The sequence below is a fragment of the Ruegeria sp. R13_0 genome (assembly GCF_017743995.1).
Taxonomy (GTDB): domain Bacteria; phylum Pseudomonadota; class Alphaproteobacteria; order Rhodobacterales; family Rhodobacteraceae; genus Ruegeria.
This window is the reverse complement of sequence record NZ_JAGHRB010000004.1, coordinates 124718-147446: the sequence shown is the minus strand read 5'-3', so window position 1 is coordinate 147446 and position 22729 is coordinate 124718. Positions and strand designations below refer to the sequence as shown.

The 22729-nt window shown below is 58.8% G+C and carries 25 protein-coding genes; 11 read left to right on the top strand and 14 right to left on the bottom strand.

The window, feature by feature from the left end:
- Window positions 1–22 precede the first annotated feature (22 nt).
- A complete protein-coding gene (locus J7394_RS06785) occupies window positions 23–790 on the bottom strand; it encodes a glycerophosphodiester phosphodiesterase family protein (RefSeq protein WP_209251798.1) in 768 nt (255 codons plus the stop codon).
- Window positions 787–1242, bottom strand: a complete 456-nt coding sequence (locus J7394_RS06780; protein WP_170459597.1) for a RidA family protein — start codon at window positions 1240–1242, stop codon at window positions 787–789. The genes J7394_RS06785 and J7394_RS06780 overlap by 4 nt, the downstream gene beginning before the upstream one ends.
- A gap of 333 nt (window positions 1243–1575) precedes the next feature.
- Between J7394_RS06780 and J7394_RS06775 the strand changes: the two genes are divergently transcribed.
- Both J7394_RS06775 and J7394_RS06770 read left to right on the top strand, forming a co-directional pair.
- Window positions 1576–2346: a VacJ family lipoprotein gene (locus J7394_RS06775; RefSeq protein ID WP_209252062.1), complete on the top strand. Its 771-nt coding sequence runs from the start codon at window positions 1576–1578 to the stop codon at window positions 2344–2346.
- The gene (locus tag J7394_RS06770; protein WP_209251797.1) at window positions 2336–2944 is read left to right on the top strand and encodes a phospholipid-binding protein MlaC; all 609 of its coding nucleotides are present in this window, start codon (window positions 2336–2338) and stop codon (window positions 2942–2944) included. Before J7394_RS06775 ends, J7394_RS06770 begins: the two co-directional genes overlap by 11 nt.
- 181 nt (window positions 2945–3125) lie before the next feature.
- On the opposite strand, the gene fliP is transcribed toward J7394_RS06770, so the two are convergent.
- The 4 genes from fliP to fliF are packed head-to-tail and all read right to left on the bottom strand — an operon-like array spanning window position 3126 to window position 6316.
- Window positions 3126–3857: a flagellar type III secretion system pore protein FliP gene (gene fliP / locus J7394_RS06765; protein ID WP_209251795.1), complete on the bottom strand. Its 732-nt coding sequence runs from the start codon at window positions 3855–3857 to the stop codon at window positions 3126–3128.
- Window positions 3857–4135, bottom strand: a complete 279-nt coding sequence (locus tag J7394_RS06760; RefSeq protein WP_209251793.1) for a FliM/FliN family flagellar motor C-terminal domain-containing protein — start codon at window positions 4133–4135, stop codon at window positions 3857–3859. The genes fliP and J7394_RS06760 overlap by 1 nt, the downstream gene beginning before the upstream one ends.
- Complete coding sequence (locus J7394_RS06755; protein ID WP_209251792.1) at window positions 4128–4724, bottom strand: ABC transporter ATP-binding protein; 597 nt, start codon at window positions 4722–4724, stop codon at window positions 4128–4130. The genes J7394_RS06760 and J7394_RS06755 overlap by 8 nt, the downstream gene beginning before the upstream one ends.
- Window positions 4724–6316, bottom strand: coding sequence for a flagellar basal-body MS-ring/collar protein FliF (gene fliF, locus J7394_RS06750; protein ID WP_209251791.1), 1593 nt, complete (start codon window positions 6314–6316; stop codon window positions 4724–4726). The genes J7394_RS06755 and fliF overlap by 1 nt, the downstream gene beginning before the upstream one ends.
- Window positions 6317–6435: 119 nt before the next feature.
- Between fliF and fliL the strand changes: the two genes are divergently transcribed.
- Genes fliL through J7394_RS06725 form a run of 5 tightly spaced genes read left to right on the top strand, consistent with a single transcriptional unit; the run spans window position 6436 to window position 11089 of the window.
- Window positions 6436–6933 (top strand): flagellar basal body-associated protein FliL, encoded by a 498-nt coding sequence (fliL, locus tag J7394_RS06745; RefSeq protein WP_209251790.1) that lies wholly within the window; start codon window positions 6436–6438, stop codon window positions 6931–6933.
- A 9-nt stretch (window positions 6934–6942) separates the two neighbouring features.
- Window positions 6943–7446: a DUF6468 domain-containing protein gene (locus J7394_RS06740; protein ID WP_209251789.1), complete on the top strand. Its 504-nt coding sequence runs from the start codon at window positions 6943–6945 to the stop codon at window positions 7444–7446.
- Entirely contained in the window at window positions 7443–8027 is a 585-nt protein-coding gene (locus J7394_RS06735; RefSeq protein WP_209251788.1) for a MotE family protein, read from the top strand. Before J7394_RS06740 ends, J7394_RS06735 begins: the two co-directional genes overlap by 4 nt.
- A gap of 45 nt (window positions 8028–8072) precedes the next feature.
- Complete coding sequence (motA, locus tag J7394_RS06730; RefSeq protein WP_170472986.1) at window positions 8073–8942, top strand: flagellar motor stator protein MotA; 870 nt, start codon at window positions 8073–8075, stop codon at window positions 8940–8942.
- Window positions 8939–11089, top strand: a complete 2151-nt coding sequence (locus J7394_RS06725; RefSeq protein ID WP_209251787.1) for a hypothetical protein — start codon at window positions 8939–8941, stop codon at window positions 11087–11089. Before motA ends, J7394_RS06725 begins: the two co-directional genes overlap by 4 nt.
- 198 nt (window positions 11090–11287) lie before the next feature.
- Here J7394_RS06725 and betB read toward each other — a convergent pair whose 3' ends face one another.
- The gene (betB, locus tag J7394_RS06720; RefSeq protein ID WP_209251785.1) at window positions 11288–12742 is read right to left on the bottom strand and encodes a betaine-aldehyde dehydrogenase; all 1455 of its coding nucleotides are present in this window, start codon (window positions 12740–12742) and stop codon (window positions 11288–11290) included.
- Window positions 12743–12906: 164 nt separating this feature from the next.
- Here betB and J7394_RS06715 point away from each other — a divergent pair, with 164 nt between their 5' ends.
- On the top strand, window positions 12907–13236 hold the full coding sequence (locus J7394_RS06715) for a hypothetical protein (RefSeq protein ID WP_170555375.1): 330 nt from the start codon (window positions 12907–12909) through the stop codon (window positions 13234–13236).
- Between the two features lie 3 nt (window positions 13237–13239).
- Here J7394_RS06715 and J7394_RS06710 read toward each other — a convergent pair whose 3' ends face one another.
- Together J7394_RS06710 and J7394_RS06705 are read right to left on the bottom strand one after the other, a co-directional pair.
- Window positions 13240–13740 carry a potassium channel family protein gene (locus tag J7394_RS06710; protein WP_170379453.1) on the bottom strand — a complete coding sequence of 167 codons (501 nt, stop codon included), beginning with the start codon at window positions 13738–13740 and terminating at the stop codon, window positions 13240–13242.
- Window positions 13741–13804: 64 nt separating this feature from the next.
- A complete protein-coding gene (locus tag J7394_RS06705) occupies window positions 13805–14710 on the bottom strand; it encodes a rhodanese-related sulfurtransferase (protein ID WP_209251783.1) in 906 nt (301 codons plus the stop codon).
- A 94-nt stretch (window positions 14711–14804) separates the two neighbouring features.
- Between J7394_RS06705 and pncA the strand changes: the two genes are divergently transcribed.
- On the top strand, window positions 14805–15401 hold the full coding sequence (gene pncA / locus J7394_RS06700) for a bifunctional nicotinamidase/pyrazinamidase (RefSeq protein WP_209251781.1): 597 nt from the start codon (window positions 14805–14807) through the stop codon (window positions 15399–15401).
- Here pncA and J7394_RS06695 read toward each other — a convergent pair.
- Window positions 15398–15895, bottom strand: a complete 498-nt coding sequence (locus J7394_RS06695) for a hypothetical protein (RefSeq protein ID WP_209251779.1) — start codon at window positions 15893–15895, stop codon at window positions 15398–15400. The genes pncA and J7394_RS06695 overlap by 4 nt on opposite strands.
- 165 nt (window positions 15896–16060) lie before the next feature.
- On the opposite strand from J7394_RS06695, the gene pncB reads away from it, so the two are divergent.
- Window positions 16061–17353: a nicotinate phosphoribosyltransferase gene (pncB, locus tag J7394_RS06690; RefSeq protein WP_209251777.1), complete on the top strand. Its 1293-nt coding sequence runs from the start codon at window positions 16061–16063 to the stop codon at window positions 17351–17353.
- A 95-nt stretch (window positions 17354–17448) separates the two neighbouring features.
- Here the strand turns inward: pncB and J7394_RS06685 are convergent, their stop codons facing one another.
- The 4 genes from J7394_RS06685 to J7394_RS06670 are packed head-to-tail and all read right to left on the bottom strand — an operon-like array spanning window position 17449 to window position 22292.
- The gene (locus tag J7394_RS06685; protein WP_209251776.1) at window positions 17449–18900 is read right to left on the bottom strand and encodes an aldehyde dehydrogenase family protein; all 1452 of its coding nucleotides are present in this window, start codon (window positions 18898–18900) and stop codon (window positions 17449–17451) included.
- A gap of 37 nt (window positions 18901–18937) precedes the next feature.
- Window positions 18938–20536: an ABC transporter ATP-binding protein gene (locus tag J7394_RS06680; RefSeq protein ID WP_209251775.1), complete on the bottom strand. Its 1599-nt coding sequence runs from the start codon at window positions 20534–20536 to the stop codon at window positions 18938–18940.
- Entirely contained in the window at window positions 20533–21348 is an 816-nt protein-coding gene (locus J7394_RS06675; RefSeq protein WP_209251774.1) for an ABC transporter permease, read from the bottom strand. The genes J7394_RS06680 and J7394_RS06675 overlap by 4 nt, the downstream gene beginning before the upstream one ends.
- Window positions 21345–22292, bottom strand: a complete 948-nt coding sequence (locus J7394_RS06670) for an ABC transporter permease (protein ID WP_209251773.1) — start codon at window positions 22290–22292, stop codon at window positions 21345–21347. Before J7394_RS06670 ends, J7394_RS06675 begins: the two co-directional genes overlap by 4 nt.
- A 105-nt stretch (window positions 22293–22397) precedes the next feature.
- On the opposite strand from J7394_RS06670, the gene J7394_RS06665 reads away from it, so the two are divergent.
- On the top strand, window positions 22398–22724 hold the full coding sequence (locus tag J7394_RS06665; protein ID WP_209251772.1) for an SH3 domain-containing protein: 327 nt from the start codon (window positions 22398–22400) through the stop codon (window positions 22722–22724).
- The last annotated feature ends 5 nt before the right edge of the window (window positions 22725–22729 follow it).

Sequence of the window (22729 nt, the reverse complement as noted above, 5' to 3'; positions counted from 1 at the left end):
TCTGTGACGAGGTGCGGCAGGTTCAACCCGGATGCTTGGCCAGATACCCCTCAAAGGTCACATTGTCGGCAACGGCGCGGGCCTCTGCCTCTTGTTCAGGCGACTTTACCGTCCAGCACAGGATCGGCACACCGCGCGCTTTCAACTCGGCCACGCGCGGACGGTCCAGATCATGAACCTCATGGCTGATGAAGCTCGCCCCAACCCGGTCGAAATCGGGGATATCGCGCAGGTGATCGCACACCGATTGCGGCAGCAGCTCGACACTCGGCTTGTAGGAACAAGTCACGATCCCGCGCGGCAGATGCGGGGCCAGACGGGCCAGCTCGGCCACGCTGTTGGGGTTGAACGACATCAAGGCCACGGGACCGTCATAGCCCTCTAGCGCCCGCACAGCGTCCGCCTCGAGCGGGCCGACATTGGTGCCCATGGCGCCATCCTGATCCTTGAACTCGATCAGCAGAGGGACTTTGCCCGCGACCATCTCAAGCACCTCGTCGAGGGTGGGAATACCATCCTCGGCATGCAACAGCTGCGTGGCCTGCGCCTGCGCGGCCGAGACCTGCTGGATCGGTCCAGACTGCCCGGTCAGACGCGCCATGTCGTAGTCATGAAACACCATCGCCCGGTTGTCCGAGGTCCGCTGCAGGTCAATCTCGATCCCGTAGCCGGCTTCGATCGCGGCGCGAATGGCCGCCCGGCTGTTTTCCGGGCGGTTATCTGTTTTGTCATGCAGCGCCCGGTGCGAGATCGGGGCCTCAAGAAACGCGGGCGGCAGAGCAGGTGTCATTGGACTTCGAAAATACCTTCGATTTCGACAGCAACACCCAGCGGCAGCGATGCAGCGCTAACCGCCGAGCGGGAATGACGACCTGCCTCGCCCAGCGCCTCAACCAGGAAATCGGACGCACCGTTGATAACCTGCGGCTGCGCGGTGAAATCAGCGGTCGAGTTCACAAAACCGGTCAGCTTGATCACCCGCACCAGCTTCTCGATATCCCCGTCACAGGCCGCTTTGACCTGAGCCAGCAAGTTGATCGCACAGACCTTGGCTGCAGCGGCACCCGCATCGACATCCATGTCATCGCCCAGTTTACCGGTGATCAGGTCGTCCGCTTTGGAAATCTGACCCGAGACATAGACGATATTGCCCACGCGCACGAAAGGCACATAGTTGGCGGCAGGGGCTGGTGCGTCTGGCAGCGATACGCCCAGGCTTTGCAGTTTTTCCGAGATGCTCATGTGATTGTCCTCACCCAAAATCGACTCGGGCGGACGCTAACCGGGATGATGCCGCTGGGAAAGCCGGAAACCGATTTTTCTGACCGTCGCGTCCAGTGGGCATATCCTGTCCTATTTCGAACTGTTGAAGTCGTATCACTTTACCTTCGTTGATTTACCGGGTTTAACGCTATGTGTTTCATTCATGCGCTGAAACCTCTATGTGACAACAACTTGTGTCTGTCGGACACGCAGGTATTGATTGATCGCCCAAGCGTCGAGCCGGGCCGTATTGGAGTAGCTAAGACCGTGTTGAGCAAATTTGGCTTCAAACATCTTGTTGTTCTGTCACTTATGGTCCTCTTGTCGGCCTGCGCGTCACAACCCCCGGAACAGGCTGCCCGGGGTGAGGTTTTCGACCCTTTCGAAAACGCTAACAGGGGCATTCACAAGTTCAACCTTGGCGTCGACCGCTTTTTGTTTCGTCCCGCCTCGAAAAGCTATGTGAGGATTGTACCAGATCCGGTCGTGACAAGCTTCAGTACCTTTGCTGAAAACATCACGCTGCCTGGGCAGGCGGTGGATTACCTGCTGCAAGGTAACCCCAAACAAACGGGCAACGCGCTACTGCGGTTCGTGATCAACATGACCGCAGGTGCTTTTGGCTTGTTTGACCCTGCGGCTGAACTGAACATGCCCCCCGTCGACACTGATTTCGGCGAAACTCTGCATGTGTGGGGTTTTGGAGAAGGGGCATATGTAGAGTTGCCTTTCTACGGCCCGTCAACCACCCGAGACGCTGTGGGTGTTGTATTCAATCTTTTCTCCAACCCGATCAACTTCACACCGGTGCGGCCTGCGGAAAATATAGGCGTCTATGCCGAGGTCGTACGTCGGATGGGGGATCGGGGACGTTTTTCTGATACAGTGGACTCGATTCTCTACGAGAGTGCCGATAGCTATGCGCAGGCCCGATTGATCTACCTGCAAAACCGCCGCTTCGAATTGGCACGCGACGACGAGGACGCCTTCCTGGATCTCTACAACGATCCATATGCCGACACCGGAACCGACCCTGTCAGGGACCCATTTCTCGACCCCTACGAGGACCCTTATGCTGAGTAACGCTTTAAACCGAAGACACTTCCTGAAAACCACTGTGGCCGGAGCAGCCATTGTTGCCCTGCCATTGCCCGCTCTGGCCCTGACCGAAGCGGGAGCCAAACAACTGGTCAACAGTGTTGTCGCGGATATCAACCGCGTGATCGCCTCGGGTAAGTCCGAAAAAGCCATGCTGCGCGACTTCGAGAAGATCTTCGTACAATACGCTGATGTTCCCATCATGGCGCGCTACGCGCTTGGGGCGGATGCCCGTTCTGCCTCTCCGGCGCAGCTGAGACAGTTTACCAAGGCGTTCCAAGGCTATATCTCGCGCAAATACGGACGCCGGTTCCGCGAATTCATTGGCGGCCAGGTGGATGTGCGAAACGCGCGCAGAATCAAAGCCGGGTATGAAGTGCGCACCTCGGTCAAGCTGCAGGGATCGTCGCCCTTTGACGTGACCTTCCTGGTTTCTGACAAATCCGGTCGCGACAAGTTTTACAACATGTTCATTGAGGGCGTGAACTTGCTGCTGACCGAACGCACCGAAATCGGGGCGATGCTGGATGCGCGCAAGGGAAACCTGAACCAGCTGATCAAAGACCTCAACAAAACCGGGTAACACTGCCTTTCTGTTTTACGAAGACGCCTCCGCGCTCTGTGCGTCGGAGGCGTCTTCGTTTCTACAGCCGCGAGAGGGTCATTTTACCTTGTGACCTCACACGCGCCGAAGTTGATACGCCGCTTTCCAAAGCTCTCATTCCACACAAGCTTTCGTCCGTTCAACGCCCAGCCTTGATCCCCTAAGGCATATAACTTCGGACCAACGCGCTGGCGATCAAAGCCCATCCATCTGCGATCACGAAAAACGCCAGCTTGAACGGCAGCGAGACGATTGCAGGCGGCACCATCATCATGCCCATCGACATCAAAACGGCAGCCACAACCAGGTCAATGATCAGAAAAGGTAGGAAAATCAGGAACCCGATCTGAAACGCCCGAGCGATTTCTGACAACATGAATGACGGCATCAGAACCGAAAGCGGAGCATCCGGAGACAGGAGCATCCCCTCGCCTCCAGGACGCAGAGCAGCCATGGATTGAAACGTCTCAACATCCAGTCGCGCGGCCATGAACTCTCGGAACGGGTTCAGGGCGCGTTCCAGAGCCGTTTCAACCTCAAGCGCTTCATTGATCAAAGGCTCAATACCAACGGTCCAGGCTTCGGTGAAAACCGGCTCCATGATGAAATAGGTCAGGAACAGCGCAAGGCTGACGATCAGCATGTTTGGCGGAGATTGCTGCAACCCGATGCCCTGCCGCAGGATCGCGAGAACCGTGATCAGGAAGGGAAAACAGGTGATCATGATCGCCAGCCCGGGCGCAAGGCTGAGAACGGTGATCAGCAAGATCAACTGGATCGTCCGGGCCGAGATGGACCCGCCCTCCCCAAGCGACAGGGTCACGTCTTGAGCCGCAGCCAGCGAGGGCAGCATTGCCACCACCGCCACAATCAGCCAAAGCCACAGGCGCATCAGCCGATCCCGTTCTTTAAATCCGCGATTTCCGTCAGACGTACGGCCAGTTGACCAGCCTGATCACCCTCCATCTCCTCCAGAAGGCCACGGGCAACCAGTTGGTCACCGACATAGAGGTCCACGGGGTCTTCGATCCGTTTGTCCAACGTCAGCACCGCGTTTTCACCCATATTCAGTAGGTCCCGGATCAACGGACGGGCGCGGCCGACGGACACTGTGACTTCGATCGGGACAGTATCAAAAGGGTTGGTTTTTGGGGATTGGGTATCAGTCATGGGTCAAAGCCTCTTTCGCCTCAAACACGTAGGAGTCAAATGCCTGCTGCACCGACGACAGCAGATCCATGCAATCCACCTCGCACCGCGAGATACCGACCTGCAGCCGCGCTTGTCCGGGTTGCAGCGAGGAATCTTCGATCACGCGCGGAGGCGGCGGCATGTCCGAGGACAGCAAATCTTCGACCTCGGCTGCGCGCCCTTCGGGTACAAGTATCTGTATGGGTTGGTCGATCTGAGTTCGCGCCATGTCTTGCAGCTGTTCCGACAGACGGTGAGCAAAGCTGCGGTCGATACAATCCGGCAGTACCAGGTTCACCAGGCTTTGGAACATCGGCTCCAGCGACAGGGTCATACGTGTCAGCGCTTCGTGATAGGTAAAGGACATATCTTCCAACGCCTTGGCCAGCTCTGCCGAGACCTGTCCCCGGTTCTGCTCCTGCGCTTGAACGGCGTCTTCCCATCCGGCCCCGTAACCTTGTTCGAAGGCAGCCAGGCGCTGTTCCTCCAGCGCGTCTTCGTCCAGAAGATGCAGCTTGCCGCCTTCGACCTGCGCGGTAAAATCCTCAAGAAGGTGAGCAATAGACATCAGACCCGCTCCTCGCCTTCTTCAAGCCAACTGCGCAGAATCTCGACCGTTTCTTCCTGCTTGTCACCGATCATCGCCCGCAACCGATCCACGGGATCTGCGCTACTGTCCGACCCAAGCGCAGGTACGCCGGCCGACTGAGCCTGTCCCGGCAGAGCCGTGAACTCAGCCGACTCATCTGGCGCGATCTCACCAACCAGAACCTGGGCATCCTGTGCGTCACCACCACCTGCAGGCAATAAGGCGGGGGCGGCAGCCGGTTTCATCAGGATCGGGCGAATGACGAACAAGGCCAGAACCAGCGAAACAAGTGCAAGCACCGCCATCTGGATCAGAGACATCGCGTCCAGATGAATATTCTGCCACAGGGAGGATGAAACCAGCGTTCCCTGCGGCTCTACCACCGGTAGATCAAGCGATTTCAACGTGATCACATCGCCCCGAGCTGCATCGAAGCCAACGGCTGAGGCCACAAGCTCCTCAAGCGCGTCAAGCTCGGTCTGAGGCAAGGGTTCAAAGCTCTCCGCCCCCGCTTCATCTACGGACCGGATACCATTGACCAGCACGGCAACGGTCAAGCGCTTGATGGCTCCGGGTGCGTTGTGAACCTCAAGCTCCGTTTCCGAGACCTCATAGTTCACGCGCTCGCGGGTCTGCGTCGCGTTTGAATTCGATTCGTCCCCGCCTGCACCGTCACCATCCGGCAGGTTGGAGGCGACCGTCACATCGCCGGACTGATTGCGCGCACTGTCCGAGCGTTCCTCGACATCCGTGCTGATCGCGACCCGGCCTTTGGGGTCAAAGCGGCGTTCGCGGATGGATTCGGTTTTGGTTACCGTGTCCACACTGACCTCAACCACCGCGTTGCCAGTACCCACGCGCGCCTCGACAAGGCGCAACACGCGTTCGCGTAACTGACGGGATTTGTCATCCGCTGTGTCAGCTGCAACCGCCGTGTCCTGACCGCCAATCACGGCGCCGTTCGAATCCACAACCGTTACGTTTTCCGGCGCTAGCCCGCTGACCGCCGAGGCGACCAGAAAGCGAATCGCCTTGGCCTGATCGCCAGTTATCTGCGCGCCCGATGGAACCAGATACACCGAAGCCGTGGGCGCAACGCTACGCTGAAACGGGTTGGCCGAGCCATTCGCGATATGCACCCGCGCCTGACTGACATGAGGACTTCCGACGATGGTGCGCGCCAGCTCACCTTCTTTTGCGCGCCAATAGGCGGCATCGAACATCTGCGATGTTGTGCCAAACCCGCTCAGCGAATCGAGCAGCTCGTAGCCGCGATTGCCATTAGCAGGCAGGCCTTCGCTGGCCAGGGTCATGCGCAGCTCATCCCGCTGCGAGCCGGGCACGTAAATCGAGCCGCCCCTGATCTCATACGTGACGCCGCGCTGATCGAGCGCACGCACGATATCGCCCGCAGCCCCGCTTTCCAGCCCTGCATAAAGAAGAGTCATAGAGGGTGCCGTCACAAGACGGGACATCCCGAGAACCCCCAGAAACACCAGCGCAACAGCGCCGACAACTATGATTTGCTTTCGCCTGTCCAAACTTGCCCAGACAGTTCCGATCTGCTGCACGGTCACCTCCGACTCGCCGACATTCTGCCCGGCGCATCCCTTGTTTGAACGATTGCCCTTAACAATCGGTTAGTCCCTGCCGGGTTATGAAAGCTTCAGATCGAATGAATGAGGACGTCATGACTGACGCTACAGCAGAAGAGGCAGAAGCCCCTAAGAAATCAGGGAAAATGGGTCTGATCGTCGGGGTGATTCTGGCGCTCGTCGGGGCGGGCGGAGGCTACTATGCGACTACGTCCGGACTGTTGCCCTTTGGGGCAAAACCCGAAAAGGCGGAATCTCTGGACGCAGACAAGGACAAGCCGGCCAAAGCCCTGCCGGATGTGGGATTCGTCGATCTTCCGCCCGTGATTCTGTCGGTGAATGCGGGTGAGTCGCGACATCTGAAATTCCACGCGCAGCTCGAAGTTAACTCGGCCTACATCAGTGATGTGGAAAAAATGCAGCCGCGAATCATGGATGTGCTGAACGGATATCTTCGCGCGCTGGAGGTTTCGGATCTTGAAGACTCCTTAGCGCTTGTCCGTATCCGGGGGCATCTGCTGCGGCGCATTGAAATCGTCGTCGGAGAGGGTCGTGTGCGCGACGTTCTGGTGATGGAATTTGTTTTGAATTAGGAGGCGAAATTGGAGCTTATTGCAGATATTTTGCTGGTCGCAGGCGCGCTGGGCGCCGGTCTGTATTGCTTTGTTCTGTCACGCCGCCTGAAACGGTTCACGGATCTGGAACAAGGCGTGGGTGGGGCTGTTGCTGTGCTGTCCACCCAGGCGGAAGAGTTGAAAAAGTCGCTGGATAGCGCGCGGGCTGCCTCGGACCAATCCGGGCATGAACTGAAAGAGCTGACAGAGCGCGCGCAATCGGTTGCGCAGCGGCTCGAACTGATGATGGCCTCAATGCATGACGTCATCCCAGAAGAAAAGGCCGCGCCTGAACCGCCCTCGCCGGACGTATCGTCAGAGCCGAATGAAGTGGCTGAGGGCAAGGCCGAGCCTGAGGAGACCTCTGACACTCAGGAATCGGATGTGGTCGACACACCCGCCGACGAGAGCAAGGCCGACCAACCAAACAAGGCACCTGAAGGTTTGATGTTCTTCCGGCACAATCGGCAGGGTGTGGAGGCCGCGGAATGAAACGCTCTGGCACGCAGAAAGGCAGGGCGCGACCCCGCGGCGGCGTGTTGGCGGTGATTGCTCTGCTGATGATCGGTTCCGCCGCGATTCGCCTTGGGCTGGAAGCCGGGCCTGCATTGGCCAAGACAGTTGAGCCAACAAAGGCTGAAGAGCCGCCAATGTCAAAACCCGCTCCGGATCTGCAGGTGCTTCTGACCGAACTTCTGCGCCGTGAAAAACGCCTGAAACAGCGGGAAGAAGCCTTGGAAGAACAGGCAAAGGCGGTTGAGATTGCCCGTACGGCCATCGAAACGCGCTTGGCTGCACTACAGCAAGCCGAGGAAGACCTGCGGGAAACGCTGGCGCTGGCGAACAAGGCCGCTGAAACGGATCTGACCCGGCTGACGGACGTCTACCAAAACATGAAACCCAAAGATGCCGCCGCCCTGTTTGAGACGATGGATCCCAGCTTTGCGGCCGGTTTCCTGTCCCGCATGCCCGCCGATGCCGCAGCGGGCGTGCTGGCCGGTCTAAGCCCTGAAGCCGCCTATACGATCAGTGTCGTCATGGCAGGTCGAAATGCCAATGCGCCACAGGAATAATCGCATGCTTTTCAAAGCTATTTGGACACTTGTCGGAGATCGCAAATGATTGGAATTGTTGGAATTGTCGTCATCTTTGTAATGGTGTTCGGTGGCTATCTGGCTGCGGGCGGCAAGATGACGATTATCATGAAATCCCTGCCGTTTGAGATGATGATGATCGGCGGTGCCGCTGTTGGTGCCTTTCTGATCAGCAACGATATGGGTGGGATCAAACACACGATCAAAGACATGGGTAAAGTCTTCAAGGGGGCAAAATGGAAACCCGAAGACTACCGTGACCTTCTGTGCCTTCTATTCTCTTTGATCCGCATCGCACGCGCAAACCCGGTCGAGGTTGAACAGCACATAGAAGACCCCGAAAACTCGAGCCTGTTTTCCGCCTACCCGAAAATCCAATCCGACAAGGAAGCTGTGGACCTTATCTGCGACACGATGCGCTCGGCCGCGATGAACTATGATGACCCCCATCAGGTCGAAGAAGTTCTGGAAAAGCGGATGGAGGCCAATTTTCATCACGCCATGCATTCCAGCCATGCACTGCAAACCGTCGCCGACGGCTTGCCCGCCCTCGGTATTGTCGCTGCCGTTCTCGGCGTGATCAAAACGATGGGATCAATTGACCAGCCGCCCGAGGTTCTGGGCAAGCTGATCGGGGGAGCTCTGGTCGGGACATTTCTAGGGGTGTTTCTGGCCTATGGTCTGGTGGGGCCCTTTGCGGGCAAGCTGAAAACCGTCGTGGAAGAAGACAATCACTTCTACCAGCTGATCAAAGAGGTTTTGGTCGCCAACCTGCACAACCACAATGCCGCAATGTGTATCGAGGTCGGCCGCCAGAACACACCAACCCACAACCGGCCTGGTTTCTCGGAACTTGAGGATGCTCTCAAGGAACTCAAACAGGCGGCGGCATGAAAGGCATAGCTCTCTTCACATCGATCCTGATCGCAGTGGCAACCTCGGCCACTGCTGAAACGCTGGTTGTCCGGTCAGGAGAACATGACAGCCATACCCGCCTCGTCGTAAAGGTTCCGCCGGGCACCAGGTGGGTTCTTGCGCGCCGAAAAAACGGGGCGAGGCTGACCGTTTCAATCGACGACGTCCTCTTTCAGACAGAAGGCGTGTTTGGAAGGCTGACATCCAACCGCCTCTCCGCCCTGTCTCAATCGGAACCGGGTGCCGCACTTGATTTGGAATTTGGCTGCGACTGCGTGGCCACGGCCTTTCTGTTTCAACAGTCGATGATCGTTGTGGACATTTCGCAGGGTACTTTGCCTCCGCCTTTGACGGCCAACATCCCTCTGCCACCGTCCCTGCCGCCGTTGGAAGTAGAAGACCCGCCTGAACCCTTGGCTTTGCCGCTTTTGACGCTGAACCAACAGGGATTCAAAGATCAACTCTCAGCCAGGCTGCTGCAAGGTGCGGACCGAGAGGTTCTCGACTTGGACCTAGCTGCTATTGGACCTCGCACGTCCACACCTCCGAACGACACGGACATGCTGCCGAATTTTGCAGCGAATTTGAACGTCTCAACGATTGTGGACGAGTTGGAAGGTCTTTTTGGCCCCGATATCCCCCAAATAGAAAAACGTCCTGCCTGTATCAGCAGCGCTCGGTTGGGGTTCGACACATGGACCGACGCTCGCCCGTTTGACGAACAGATCGCTGACCTGCGTTCTGGCCTGTTTCAGGAATTCGATCGCGTCGACGCCGACCAGGCCTTCAAGCTGGCAAAACTCTACGCGTATTTCGGTTTCGGTGCCGAAGCTGTCTCCGCGCTTGCTCTGGTTAAAGACCACTCCGAAGAGAAAAGCTGGGTTCAAGCCATAGCCGGGTTTGTGGATCACCGTGAGTCTTCAGAAGAAAACCCTTTTCGGGGTCTTCAGCGTTGCAGTAGCGATGCGGCTTTCTGGTCACTGCTCAGCGAGCAGTCGTTGAGGCCAGATGCCGATCTGGACGCGATAGAGCAGTCTTTCTCCAGCCTTCCAAAACATTTGCGCCGCAGTTTGGGCCCAAGACTGTCATCGATTCTGGTCGAAGCCGATCAGTTGGAGGCGGCGCGGCGGGTGATGCGTTCCGTTGATCGCGTTGAAACGGAGGAACAGCCCAGCGTTGCCAAAGCTCAGATCGCTCAGGCCGAAGGTGACGCTGAGATGGCCGACGCCATCTTGGAAGAGGTCATTTCTACGCCGGAAACCGCAACTGACGCCCCTCTGGCCTTGGCGCGATTGGTCGAAAAACGCTGGGCAGAACGGGGGGCCATATCCCCTCAGGACGTTGCCCTTGCTGCAGCCTACGCGCTGGAGTTTCGTGGATCCGAGACCGGCCCCATGATGCAACACGCGCATATCGTTGCGCTGAGTTTGAACAACGAGTTCCATACGGCCTATGATCTGATCCAAGCCCTGCCTGAGGGTGTTGATCGCGCGGATGTTCTAAACCACCATATACATCTGCTGGAAGAACGGTCAAACGATGTGACCTTCCTTAGACAGGTGCTGTCCATGTCCGATAGCGACTCGATGGCGTTGACCACGCAAGCCGCTATTGCTGTTTCTGACCGCTTGGGAACTTTGGGGTTTGCGGCTCAAAGTTCTGCCTTTGCAAATCGGACACACGACACGACGGACCGATCCCAACGCGCCCGATTGCGTGCGCGCGCGGCGCTGTTGGAGGAAAAACCGCACAAAGCGATGCTGGAACTGTCCGATGATACATCAAAGGCTGCCGATACCCTGCGCGCTCAGGCACTGGCGGCGACCGGCAATCTGGCTGCGACGGCTAAACTCTACCGAGACCTTGGCGAATCCGAGGTTGCAAATCGGTATTTCTGGTTGGCCGGATTGCCAGAAAATATTGAACCCGAAGGGCGATTTGCAGACCTGTCCGAGATCTCGGATAAGCTTGCCTTACCGCCTCGTCGTCTTCTTGAGACGCCACTGGCCGATGCCAATAGCCTACTGACCGACAGCGAGGAGCTCCGAACCAATATTGCGGGAATGTTCGCTCTTCTCCTCGATCCAGAGATCGCTTTCGATGAAGGAGCAGATCCCAACCAATAATACCAACCATCCAAGGCTTGATTCAAAAAGCTCATATCCATTCTGCTAGCGTGTTTAATTTCGCGCGGTGCTGAACAAAGACCTCAATAAAATCTATAGTGAGGCTTCGTGTGTTCGTTCGACCGTGTACCACTCACAATGGAACGACGCTCCGCCCCTCGTTCTAAACGGCGGGCAGAGCGCCAACAAGATGGTTGACTAGTAAGGCGCCTCGACGTCGTTCATCGAGACGTAGACGGTTTTCATCTCGCTGAAATGGTTGATAGCGAGCTTTGAGTTCTCGCGACCGACACCCGACATCTTGGAGCCGCCGAACGGCGCCTCAACCGGGGCGAGGTTGTAGGTGTTGATGTAGCAAGTCCCGGCCTCGAACCCGGCGACGATGCGATGGGCGCGGGTCAGGTCGTTGGTGAACACCCCGGCCGCGAGGCCGAATTCGGTGTCATTGGCGCGGGCCATGACTTCTTGTTCGGTGTCGAAGTCCAGAACGGACATGACCGGGCCAAAGATCTCTTCGCGGGCGATGGTCATGCCGTCGGTCACGTCCGCGAATACGGTGGGTTGCATGTAGAACCCTTCGCCCTCAATGCGCGCGCCGCCATAAACGAGACGCGCGCCTTCGGCCTTGCCCTTTTCCACGTAGTCCAGCGCGATGTTCATCTGATTTTCGCTGACCATGGGGCCAAAGTTGACCTCTTCATCCAGCGGATCGCCAATCTTGGCGGTCGCCAGACGTTCGGACAGGCGGGTCAGAAACGCCTCTTTGATCCCTTTCTGAACGAACACGCGGGTGCCGTTCGAACAGACCTGACCCGAGGAATAGAAATTGCCCAGAATTGCGCCCGAGACCGCGTTCTCGATATCTGCGTCATTGAACACGATCATGGGGGATTTGCCGCCCAGCTCCATGGTCACGTGTTTCATGCCATCGGCGGCCGCGGCATAGACCTTGCGGCCGGTCGGCACCGAGCCGGTCAGCGATACTTTGGCAACGCGCGCATCAGTCACCAGCGATGCGCCCACATCGCCATAGCCCTGAATCACGTTGTAAATGCCTTTGGGTGCGCCTGCCTCAATGAGAATCTCGGCCACTTTCAGCGCGGACAGAGGGGTCGTCTCGGACGGCTTGAACACCATCGTATTGCCGCAGGCCAACGCCGGCGCACCCTTCCAGCAGGCAATCTGGGTCGGGTAGTTCCATGCGCCGATCCCAACGCATACGCCCAGCGCCTCGCGGATAGTGTAAACAAAGTCTCCACCGCCCAGAGGGATGTGTTCTCCTGTCAGGGATGCGGCCAGACCTCCGAAATACTCCAGCGCATCCGCGCCCGAGGTCGCGTCGGCCACCAGCGTCTCTTGCAGGGGTTTGCCGGTGTCATGTGTTTCCAGCACCGAGAGGTCGCGATTGCGGTCGCGCATGATATCTGCGGCGCGGCGCAGCACGCGGCCCCTTTCGGTGCCCGACATCGCAGCCCACTCGGCTTGCGCTGCTTTCGCACTGTTCAGAGCCTGATCAACGATTTCGGGCGTGGCTGAATGCAGCCGGGCAATGACCTCACCCGTTGCAGGATAGATCACATCAATCGGCGCGCCGTTGGTGTCTTCGACATATGCGCCATTGATGAAATGGCTCGCCTTGGGCTGAAATTTCATGCCGGGTTCCTTTTCCGAAGCAATTTCCAAAGCGTGTATCTTTTGTTGATTGGCCAGTCAATAAAACTGAATCACGGCAAACTCCCGCTGATGTGAATCGCCGTGCCCTTGAAAAAAAGAGTTAATGTTCTACTTATGTTCCACATAGTCAGAGGAACAATCCGATGTCTTACCACGCCCGAAATCAGGCCCTAAACGGCCCTTCGAACGACTATCACCTGCTGCCCGTCACGGATCGGCAGATGCGCTATGCCCGCGCCATCGCTGAGCAGACCGCACTGGAAATCCCGGTTGAGGCGCAGCGGGACCGCAAGTCCATGTCTGCTTGGATCTCGGCTCACAAGCCCGAGGATCCATCGCCCTTTGCCAACTACCCGACCGGCAAACAGGTCGCCTTTGCTGAACGCATATCCCGCAGCAAACGTCGCCCCATTCCGTCCGAGTGCTTTCGAGACAAGCAGCTGATGTCGCGTTGGATTGACCAGAACAAATAGAGCCTAGTGCGCGTGGTTTCGCGAATAAAGCGACACGGCTGCCGCAACAAACATGCCCAAGAGGATATAGCCTGTGACAGCCTCGGACACGGCCAAGCCGCGGCACAGGCCTGTGGGGCTCATGTCGCCATACCCAACCGTGGTGAAGGTGACATATGAGAAATACAGGATATCGGCAGGGCCTTCCGCCCCGAGAACGCAATTGTCGTTGTAGCCAAAGGCACCGTAAACGGCCGCAAACAGGAACGGCACGACCTGAATGAAAGAAACACCCATCAGGAACAACAACCTGCGCGGCGACTTCACCTGGGTCATGTAGTACCACGACTGCGACACCAGCCAAATCAGCAACGCGACCGATGCAATCGTCCCGATCGTGTCCCCAGCGGTGGTCTCACTCAACCGCGACAGGCCGAACCATGCCAGAAAACTGGCCAGCACCAACCCGGCAGCGGCCAGAAAGGTCGATTTCCATTCCGCCAAAGTTGTCGGTTTGCGGGTCATTGAATCTCCATCACAGCAATCCGGCGATAATCATCGGGATTCCCCTCCGACCTGCAAGCGGAATTCAGACGCTGCCAAGATGCTCATCGCCGCGCGCGCGGGCTAGAAGGATCTGTTTCTGACGTTCGCGGAACCGCATCTTGTCGGCCTCCGACGTCTCATCCACGCAGAGATGGCAGGACACGCCATGTTCATATTCCAGGCGCTTCACATCTTCGGGCAGGATCGGGCGGCGGCATCCGTGGCACAGGTTATGCGGCCCCTCGACCAGACCGTGACCAACCGACACGCGATTGTCGAAGACGAAACACTCGCCCTGCCAGGTGCTGTCCTCGGCGGGCATTTCTTCGAGATAGCGCAGGATGCCACCTTTGAGGTGATAGACATCCTCGACCCCCTGCCCCAGCAGGAAATTGGTGGATTTCTCGCAGCGGATACCACCGGTGCAGAACATCGCGACACGTTTGTTGTGGAACCGCTCCTTGTTCTGCTCCCACCAATCGGGAAATTCGCGGAAGCTGGCGGTTTCAGGGTCTATTGCGCCCTCAAACGTGCCAATCGCCACTTCATAGTCGTTGCGCGTGTCGATCACGACCACATCGTCCGAGCGGATCAGATCATTCCATTCCTCGGGTTCGACATAGTTGCCAACGCGGGCGCGTGGATCGACATCCGGCTGACCCATGGTCACGATCTCTTTCTTCAGACGCACTTTCATCTTGCCAAAGGGCGGATGGTCGGCGGTGGCCTCTTTCCACTCTAGATCAGAACAGCCCGGCAGGGCCTTGATATGCGCCAGAACGGCGTCGATCCCGGAGCGCGGGCCAGCAATCGTGCCGTTGATCCCCTCTTGCGCCAGCAACAGGGTGCCCTTGACCGATTGCGCACGGCACAGGTCCAGCAACGGCGCGCGCAGGGCGGCGTGATCAGCGAAACGGGTGAAGTGGTAGAGGGCAGCGATCGTGTACATGCGCGCGGTCTAAACCTGACAGCGCAGAGTCGCAAGGGATCGGATTGACGCGTCCTGCACCGCGCCGTACCGATAGACCAAAGGAGAGATTGCCATGACCCATGCCCTGCTTGTCATCGACGTCCAGAACGATTTCTGCCCCGGCGGAGCGCTGGCCGTAGCCGGCGGGGATCAGATCGTCGCCCCGATCAACGCCATGATGGGCAGGTTTGATGCCGTCATCCTGACGCAGGACTGGCACCCAGCGGGGCATTCCTCATTCGCCAGTTCGCATCCGGACAAGGCCCCCTTTGAAATGACCGAGATGCCCTATGGCCCGCAGGTTCTGTGGCCCGACCATTGCGTGCAGGGCACTGATGGCGCGGGTTTTCACCCGGACTTGCGCACGGATGGGGACCTGATCATCCGCAAAGGGTTCCGCAGCGCCATCGACAGTTATTCGGCGTTTTTCGAGAATGATCGGGCGACGCCGACCGGATTGAAAGGGTACCTGGACACGCGCGGCATTTCGAAACTGACCCTCGTGGGGCTCGCGACCGATTTCTGTGTTCACTATTCAGCCGTTGATGCCGCGAAGCTGGGCTTTGACGTCACCGTTGTGCAAAGCGCCTGCCGTGCGATTGACATGGAGGGTTCACTGGCTGCGGCGCAACAGGCCATGCAGGCCGCCGGGGTTACTCTGGCCGACTAAGGTGTGGCACCCGCCTCTGCGAAATACTTAAGCACTGCGAACAGAATCACCGCCACTCCAAGACCAACGCCAATTCGCCCCTTTGCGGTCCTGCGTTTGGGCCTGTCAGGCTGTGGGGTCGGAGGGTGCTGAACAGGAATAATCCGGACAAGCCCATCAACCGCCTCGGCCCGGCGAATATGGCCGAGGAAGTGCCGTAGATCGAACTCACCACAATATTCCCCCCGCACACCGCGGGTTTTGATGTTGTCGAACAGGGTACGCAGTATCCGGGTACGGTCGGGTAGATCTTCGGTTGGAAACTTGTCCGGCACGATGCCACTGACGTGCGAGTCGAGATCGAACCCCGCATCCTGAAACATCATGCGAATCCCGGGCGATGCCCCCCGCAAAGCGTCAGAGGTCTTCACATCCCTGAACCGCGCACAGACCTGAGCCGGAACATCCCCTTCCGCCGGTCTTTCAACGATATCAAAATCGTACAACAGACTCATTAACAACCATCAATCTTGTCTTTCCATCCCACCCCATCACTAATCGGTGAAAACACCGGACAATAAGCCCGCATTGTGACGTCAAACGGGCATTGTCACCGAATCAGCGACTCTTGCCATTCGCCGTGCTGATTGATCTAACAACGGAAATTGCAGGAGTTCCCCATGGTCGACATCGCGACCCGTGTCTACAATCACAAATGGAAGATCGACCCGATTGTGCGGTCTTTGATCGACACGGATTTCTACAAACTGCTGATGTGCCAGTCAGTGTTTCGCAACAAGCCCCAAACAGATGTCGCGTTTTCCCTGATCAACCGCTCGAATCACGTGCCGCTGGCCCGTCTGATCGACGAAGGTGAGCTGCGAGAACAGCTGGATCACATCCGTTCGCTCAGCCTCAGCCGGGGGGAAAGCACGTGGCTGCGGGGCAATATGTTCTACGGCAAACGGCAGATGTTCCGCTCGGACTTCATGGAATGGTTCGAGAATATGCGCCTGCCGCCCTACCATCTGGAGCGCAAAGGCGACCAATACGAACTGACATTTGAGGGCAAATGGCATGAGGTCATGCTGTGGGAAATCCCGGCGCTCGCGGTGCTGATGGAGCTACGCTCGCGCGCGGTGTTGAACGAGATGCGCCGGTTCGAGCTTCAGGTGCTCTATGCCCGTGCGATGACGCGTGTGTGGGAAAAGATCGAACAGCTGGGTTCCATAGACGGGCTGGGGATCGCGGATTTCGGCACCCGTAGGCGGCATTCCTTCCTTTGGCAGGATTGGTGCGTGCAAGCCATGATCGAGGGGCTGGGCGAGTCGTTCACCGGCACCTCAAACTGTCTGATCGCCATGCGGCGCGAGGTTGAGGCCATCGGCACCAACGCGCATGAGCTGCCCATGGTCTATTCCGCGCTCGCAGACTCAGATGAGGCGCTAGCGCAGGCCCCCTACGACGTCCTCAGCGACTGGCATGACGAACATGAGGGCAATCTGCGCATCATCCTGCCCGACACCTATGGCACCAAAGGGTTTCTGGATCACGCCCCGGACTGGCTGGCCGGATGGACGGGCATTCGCATCGACAGCGGCGATCCCGCCGCCGGTGCCGAGGTCGCGATCGACTGGTGGACGTCGCGAGGCGAGGACCCTAAGCAGAAGCGGATCATCTTCTCGGACGGGCTGGACGTCGACAAGATCAAAGAACTGCACAGTCAGTTCGCAGGGCGCACCAATATCTCCTTCGGCTGGGGCACTTTGCTGACCAACGACTTTCGCGGCCTGGTGCCGGATGACGCGCTGGCGCCGTTCTCGCTGGTTTGCAAGGCGGTCTCGGCCAACGGGCGCCCGACGGTCAAACTGTCGGACAACCCGGAAAAGGCCATGGGACCTACCGAGGAAATCGAGCGCTACAAGCGCGTGTTCGGCGTTGGCGCGCAGAAGCCGATCGAGGTGATCGTTTAGATCGCTTTGCGTTTTATCCTAAAAAAAACCATCGAAATGCGCGTTCGACCGCAGGGAGAGGCAGCGCATTTCGATTCAAATTAAACGCAAACGCTCTAGCCGTGTAGGGCGGCCACCGTCTTGAGTTGTGAAAAACCATAGAGCGCCTCGAACCCTTTTTCGCGACCGTGGCCGGATTTCCCGACCCCTCCGAATGGAAGCTCTACGCCGCCGCCCGCGCCGAAATTGTTGATGAACACCTGCCCCGAACGCAGGCGCCTGGCCAATCGCATCTGCCGCGCCCCGTCACGCGTCCAGATACTGGCGACCAATCCATAGTCGGTGTTATTGGCTATGGTTAGAGCCTGTTTTTCGGTCTCAAACGGGATCAAGACCTGCACTGGGCCAAAGATCTCCTCCCGGGCCAGAGCGTGATCTGCGGGCACGTCGGCGAACAAGGTTGGGCGTACGTAGGCCCCCGCGTCTGGTGCCTTCGGAACGATCTGGCCCTGCCCGGCAATCGTCAAATCCGCGCCTTTGGACAAGAACTCTGAAACAATTGCCTTCTGCCGGTCCGAGATCAGCGGCCCAACGCGCAGGTCGTCCAACGCGGGCCCGACGGTCAGTTGCGCGTAGGCCTCAGCCATCCGCTCCTTGACCTGTTCATACAAACCGCGCTGCACCAGAATGCGCGACGAGGCCGAGCAGGTTTGTCCCGCGTTCTGAACGCCCGCATTGACCAGAAACGGAAGGGCCGCCTCCAGATCGGCGTCGTCGAACACCAATTGCGGAGACTTCCCGCCCAGTTCCAGCGTCACCGGAACCACATTTTTCCCAGCCGCTTGCTGCACCAAGGCCCCCGTCGCAACCGACCCGGTGAACGAGATATGGTCAACGCCCGCGTGCCCGGACAGCGCCGCGCCAGCCTCAGCCCCCAGACCGGGAACGACGTTCAGCGCCCCGGCCGGCAGTCCGGCCTCAACCGCCAGATGGGCGAAGGCGAGCGCGGTCAGGCAGGCCTCTTCGGCGGGCTTCAAGACGCAGGCATTGCCCATGGCCAGCGCCGCCCCGACCGAGCGTCCAATAATCTGCATCGGGTAGTTCCACGGCACGATATGCCCCGTGACCCCATGCGGCTCGCGCAGGGTGTAGACGGTATAGCCGTCGAGATAGGGAATGGTCTCACCCATCACCTTATCCGCCGCACCTCCGTAGAATTCGCAATACCGCGCCAAAGCGATGGCATCGGCGCGGGCCTGGGTCAGCGGTTTGCCGACATCCATGGCCTCAAGCCGGGCGAGGTCGTCCACCCGGTCCAGAACCAATTGCCCCAGTCTGCTCAGGATGCGCCCCCTCTCGAATGCGGGCATCCGGCCCCAGTCTCCATCCAACGCAGATCGCGCCGCAACAACAGCCGCATCGATATCGGCCTGCTGACCTCGGGCAATCTGGCAGAGTTCCGACCCGTCCGAAGGGTTCACAAGCGGCAAGTATTCCCCTGCTTCCGGTCTTTGCCATTCCCCGCCGATCAGGCATTGGCTGGGGTCGAACCAAATCGGATGGGTCATCGGGAACTCCTGTACATAGGCTCTAACATAGAGAATATCATGCGATTTTGCGCCCGATCTCGGGCAACTGGGGCGCGGCAGAGATCAGCTCGCGGGTATAAGGATGGCGGGGATTGGCAAAGACATCCTCGGTCTCGCCCTGTTCGACGATTTTCCCAGCCTGCATCACCATCACCCGATCCGTGATCGTACGCACGACGCTCAGATCGTGGCTAATGAACAGGTAGGTCAGATCGTAGGCCGCACAAAGCTCGGCCAGTAGATCGAGGATCTGCGCCCGGACCGACACATCAAGGGCCGAGACCGCCTCATCAAACAAGATCAGTTCTGGGCGGATGATCAATGCGCGGGCAATGGCGATACGTTGCCGCTGCCCGCCCGAGAATTCGTGGATGTATTTCCCGGCATCATCGGTGCTGAGGCCGACAGCGCGCAGCATTTCGGCGATCCTGTCCTGACGCTCGGACCCGGTCGGAGGTGTTTCCAGCAAGTGAAACGGTTCCGTGATCAACCGCGCGACGCGGTGGCGCGGGTTGAAGCTGCCATAGGGGTCTTGGAACACGACCTGCATCTTGCGGCGGACGTCGAGATTTGGCTTGTGGCCCGAGAAAACGGGCGCGCCATCCAGCCGGATTTCGCCGGATTGGACCTCCTCAAGGCCAAGAATAGCCCGAGTTAGGGTCGATTTTCCGCACCCTGACTCTCCGACCAGACCCAGACGCTCCCCACGGTTGAGGGTAAAGCTGACCGTGTCCACCGCCCGCATGTGGGCGGGCTTTGTGAACAGCCCCGTGCGCGGCAGGCGATAGTCACGGACCACGTCGGTGACCTCAAGCAAGGGCGTTTGCTCCTGCATCTCGGGCAGAGCAACTTGATGGTTCGAGGCGTCAAACAGCATCCGTGTATAGGGGTGCTGCATGTTCTTGAGCAGATGATCGGTTGCCCCGCTCTCGACCACTTCGCCCCGACGCATGACCACGATCTGATCCGCCATATCGGCCACGACAGCCAGATCATGAGTGATCATCAGCAGCCCCATGTCATATTCTCGCACCAGCCCCTTCAGAAGGTCCAGAATCTGGGCCTGAGTGGTTACATCCAGCGCTGTTGTCGGTTCATCCGCAATCAGCAACCTGGGCCTGAGTGCGATCGCCATCGCTATGACCACACGCTGACGCTGACCGCCCGACAGCTCATGCGGGTATCGGGACAGAGGGAAACGGTTAGGAGGCAGGCCAACACGGCTGAGAACCTCTTGCACGCGGGCCTCAGCTTGCGCGCGGGGCATCGCTTTGTGGATCAGGATGGTCTCCATCACCTGATCACCGATGGTTTTGACCGGGTTCAGGGCGGTCATCGGCTCCTGAAACACCATTCCAATCGACGCACCGCGCAGGGCGCACATTTCGGTCTCGGGTAGGTTTAGAACCTCCTGCCCGTCCAGATGTATCGACCCGTCGGTGCGCGTTCCGTTTGGCATCAGTTGCATGACGGCCAACGCAGTCATGGACTTGCCCGAGCCGCTCTCTCCCGTGACCGCCACGATCTGGCCGGGCGCGATGGACAGGCTGACTTGTTTCAGGATCTCGGCCCCGTGGATGGCCAGAGACAGGTTTTCGATCCGCAACAGGTTCATGCCCGCGCCACCCTGATACGTGGATCGAGCCAGTCGCGCAGACCGTCGCCCAGTAGGTTCAGACCCAGCACCGTCACAATGATTGCCAAACCCGGAATCAGAGCCAAATGCGGGGCAAAACTGACCATTGTCTGCGCATCAGCCAGCATTCGGCCCCAGCTTGGCGTGGGTGGTTGCGCGCCGAGACCGACGTAGCTCAGCCCCGCCTCGGCCAGAATGCCCAGCGAAAACTGGATGGTCCCCTGAACGATCAGCAGGTTGGCGACATTGGGCAGGATATGTTCCGCCGAAATCCGAGCCGCGCCTTTACCGGAAACGCGGGCGGCGAGGATGAACTCTCGCTCCCACAGGGACAGGGCCGCGCCGCGGGTGATACGGGCGAAGACGGGGATGTTGAAAATGCCGATGGCGATGATCGCGTTGATCGCACCCGCGCCGAAGACGGCGGTGATCAGGATGGCGATGACCAGAGAGGGGAAGGCAAAGACCAGATCATTGCCGCGCATGATGACCTCATCCAGCCAAGACCCCTTGCGCGCTGCCGCCGTCAGGCCCAGGGGCACGCCCAGCGCCATACCGATCCCGACCGCCACCAGCGCCACTGCAATGGACGTACGCGCGCCGACCATGATCATCGAGAACATGTCGCGCCCGAAGTGATCGGTGCCGAACCAATGCTGCGCATTGGGTGGCTGCAGTTTCGCGGGAATGTCCAGAGCGGCGTGGTCATAGGGCGTCCAGACAAACGAGATCAGCGCCGCCAGCAGAACCAGAGACGACAGCACTGCGCCGAGGATCAGGCTTCGGCTCATGTCCGGCTCCTCAGCCGTGGATCAACGGCGGCATAGGCCAGATCGACCAGAAAGTTTACGGCGATGACGGCGAAGACCAACAGCATCACCACGGATTCCACCACAATCAGATCGCGGGCCGAGATTGCCTGAAACACCAACCGCCCGAGGCCGGGCAGGTAGAAGACCTGCTCGATGATGATCGACCCGGCCAGAAGGAAGGAAAACTGCAGCCCGATGATCGTCAGCACCGGAATCAGCGCGTTGCGCACCCCGTGTCTCCACAGCGCCTGACGGCGGGAAAGCCCCTTAGCACGGGCTGTGCGCATGAAATCCTCACCAAGTATGTCGAGCAGCGACGACCGCATCACCCGCGCCAGAATGGCCGCTTGCGGCAGCGCCAAAGCGATGGCGGGCAGGGTCAGGGAATGCAGCCCGGTCCAGAACCCTTTGTCCCAACCGGCGAACCCTCCGGCGTTGAACCAGCGGAGGTTGATGGCGAAGATCAGCACCAGCATCATCGCGAACCAGAAATTCGGCACCGCAATGCCCAATTGCGTAGCCCCCATGACCGTCAGATCGCCCGGTTTACCGCGACGGGCGGCGGCGTAGATGCCCGCTGGAAAGGCGATCAGGGTGGACAGGGTCAGCGCATAGAGCGCCAGCGGCAATGACACCCATAGCCGATCCGCGATCATCTGCGACACCGGCGTGCGATAGGTGTAGGAGGTACCAAAATCGCCGCCCAGCATGCCACCAATCCAATTAAAGTACCGATCAAGTTTGGACATATCCAACCCCAACTCGGCCCTCAGAGCGGCCAGCGTATCGGGCTGCGCGTTGACGCCCAGCATGAATGAGGCCGGATCGCCCGGTGCGATCTCGATCACAGCGAAGATCACCACCGAGGCAACCGCCAGGCTGATCACCAGCGAAATCAGACGTTTGAAGGCATAGCGAAGCATCAGCGCCACGTTAGGCCGGGCCGCGCTTTGGGTCCAGCACCAGTTCCATTGTCGAGAATCAGCGTGGGTCTTATCGTGAGACCATTGTTTGAAAGGAAATTGATGATGAGAATACCTGTACTTGCGGCTATGTTATTAGCCGCAGCGGGCGCGGCGCCCGCTCAGCAACTGGATGTGGATTTCGTGATCACCGAAGACGGGCAAGCCGCGGGATGCGCGGCCAGTATCGTCTCGGGTCTGGATCCGAACGGTGATGGCTTTCTGGCTGTGCGCACGGGACCGGGGTCGAACTATTTCCAGGTCGACCAACTGCGCAACGGCGACACAGTCCGCACCTGTGCACAACAAGGGGAGTGGATCGGCGTCTACTATGGCCAACCCCGTCGCAAGGGCTGGGTTCATAGCAATTGGCTGATTGACGGGGCGGGTTAGCCCCG

What these genes read in the sequence shown, in the direction of transcription:
- J7394_RS06785 (WP_209251798.1), bottom strand. Translation starts at nt 790, where the DNA reads ATGACACCTGCTCTGCCGCCCGCGTTTCTTGAGGCCCCGATCTCGCAC.
- J7394_RS06780 (WP_170459597.1), bottom strand. Translation starts at nt 1,242, where the DNA reads ATGAGCATCTCGGAAAAACTGCAAAGCCTGGGCGTATCGCTGCCAGAC.
- J7394_RS06775 (WP_209252062.1), top strand. Translation starts at nt 1,576, where the DNA reads ATGGTCCTCTTGTCGGCCTGCGCGTCACAACCCCCGGAACAGGCTGCC.
- J7394_RS06770 (WP_209251797.1), top strand. Translation starts at nt 2,336, where the DNA reads ATGCTGAGTAACGCTTTAAACCGAAGACACTTCCTGAAAACCACTGTG.
- fliP (WP_209251795.1), bottom strand. Translation starts at nt 3,857, where the DNA reads ATGCGCCTGTGGCTTTGGCTGATTGTGGCGGTGGTGGCAATGCTGCCC.
- J7394_RS06760 (WP_209251793.1), bottom strand. Translation starts at nt 4,135, where the DNA reads ATGACTGATACCCAATCCCCAAAAACCAACCCTTTTGATACTGTCCCG.
- J7394_RS06755 (WP_209251792.1), bottom strand. Translation starts at nt 4,724, where the DNA reads ATGTCTATTGCTCACCTTCTTGAGGATTTTACCGCGCAGGTCGAAGGC.
- fliL (WP_209251790.1), top strand. Translation starts at nt 6,436, where the DNA reads ATGACTGACGCTACAGCAGAAGAGGCAGAAGCCCCTAAGAAATCAGGG.
- J7394_RS06735 (WP_209251788.1), top strand. Translation starts at nt 7,443, where the DNA reads ATGAAACGCTCTGGCACGCAGAAAGGCAGGGCGCGACCCCGCGGCGGC.
- motA (WP_170472986.1), top strand. Translation starts at nt 8,073, where the DNA reads ATGATTGGAATTGTTGGAATTGTCGTCATCTTTGTAATGGTGTTCGGT.
- J7394_RS06725 (WP_209251787.1), top strand. Translation starts at nt 8,939, where the DNA reads ATGAAAGGCATAGCTCTCTTCACATCGATCCTGATCGCAGTGGCAACC.
- betB (WP_209251785.1), bottom strand. Translation starts at nt 12,742, where the DNA reads ATGAAATTTCAGCCCAAGGCGAGCCATTTCATCAATGGCGCATATGTC.
- J7394_RS06715 (WP_170555375.1), top strand. Translation starts at nt 12,907, where the DNA reads ATGTCTTACCACGCCCGAAATCAGGCCCTAAACGGCCCTTCGAACGAC.
- J7394_RS06710 (WP_170379453.1), bottom strand. Translation starts at nt 13,740, where the DNA reads ATGACCCGCAAACCGACAACTTTGGCGGAATGGAAATCGACCTTTCTG.
- J7394_RS06705 (WP_209251783.1), bottom strand. Translation starts at nt 14,710, where the DNA reads ATGTACACGATCGCTGCCCTCTACCACTTCACCCGTTTCGCTGATCAC.
- pncA (WP_209251781.1), top strand. Translation starts at nt 14,805, where the DNA reads ATGACCCATGCCCTGCTTGTCATCGACGTCCAGAACGATTTCTGCCCC.
- J7394_RS06695 (WP_209251779.1), bottom strand. Translation starts at nt 15,895, where the DNA reads ATGAGTCTGTTGTACGATTTTGATATCGTTGAAAGACCGGCGGAAGGG.
- pncB (WP_209251777.1), top strand. Translation starts at nt 16,061, where the DNA reads ATGGTCGACATCGCGACCCGTGTCTACAATCACAAATGGAAGATCGAC.
- J7394_RS06685 (WP_209251776.1), bottom strand. Translation starts at nt 18,900, where the DNA reads ATGACCCATCCGATTTGGTTCGACCCCAGCCAATGCCTGATCGGCGGG.
- J7394_RS06680 (WP_209251775.1), bottom strand. Translation starts at nt 20,536, where the DNA reads ATGAACCTGTTGCGGATCGAAAACCTGTCTCTGGCCATCCACGGGGCC.
- J7394_RS06675 (WP_209251774.1), bottom strand. Translation starts at nt 21,348, where the DNA reads ATGAGCCGAAGCCTGATCCTCGGCGCAGTGCTGTCGTCTCTGGTTCTG.
- J7394_RS06670 (WP_209251773.1), bottom strand. Translation starts at nt 22,292, where the DNA reads ATGCTTCGCTATGCCTTCAAACGTCTGATTTCGCTGGTGATCAGCCTG.
- J7394_RS06665 (WP_209251772.1), top strand. Translation starts at nt 22,398, where the DNA reads ATGAGAATACCTGTACTTGCGGCTATGTTATTAGCCGCAGCGGGCGCG.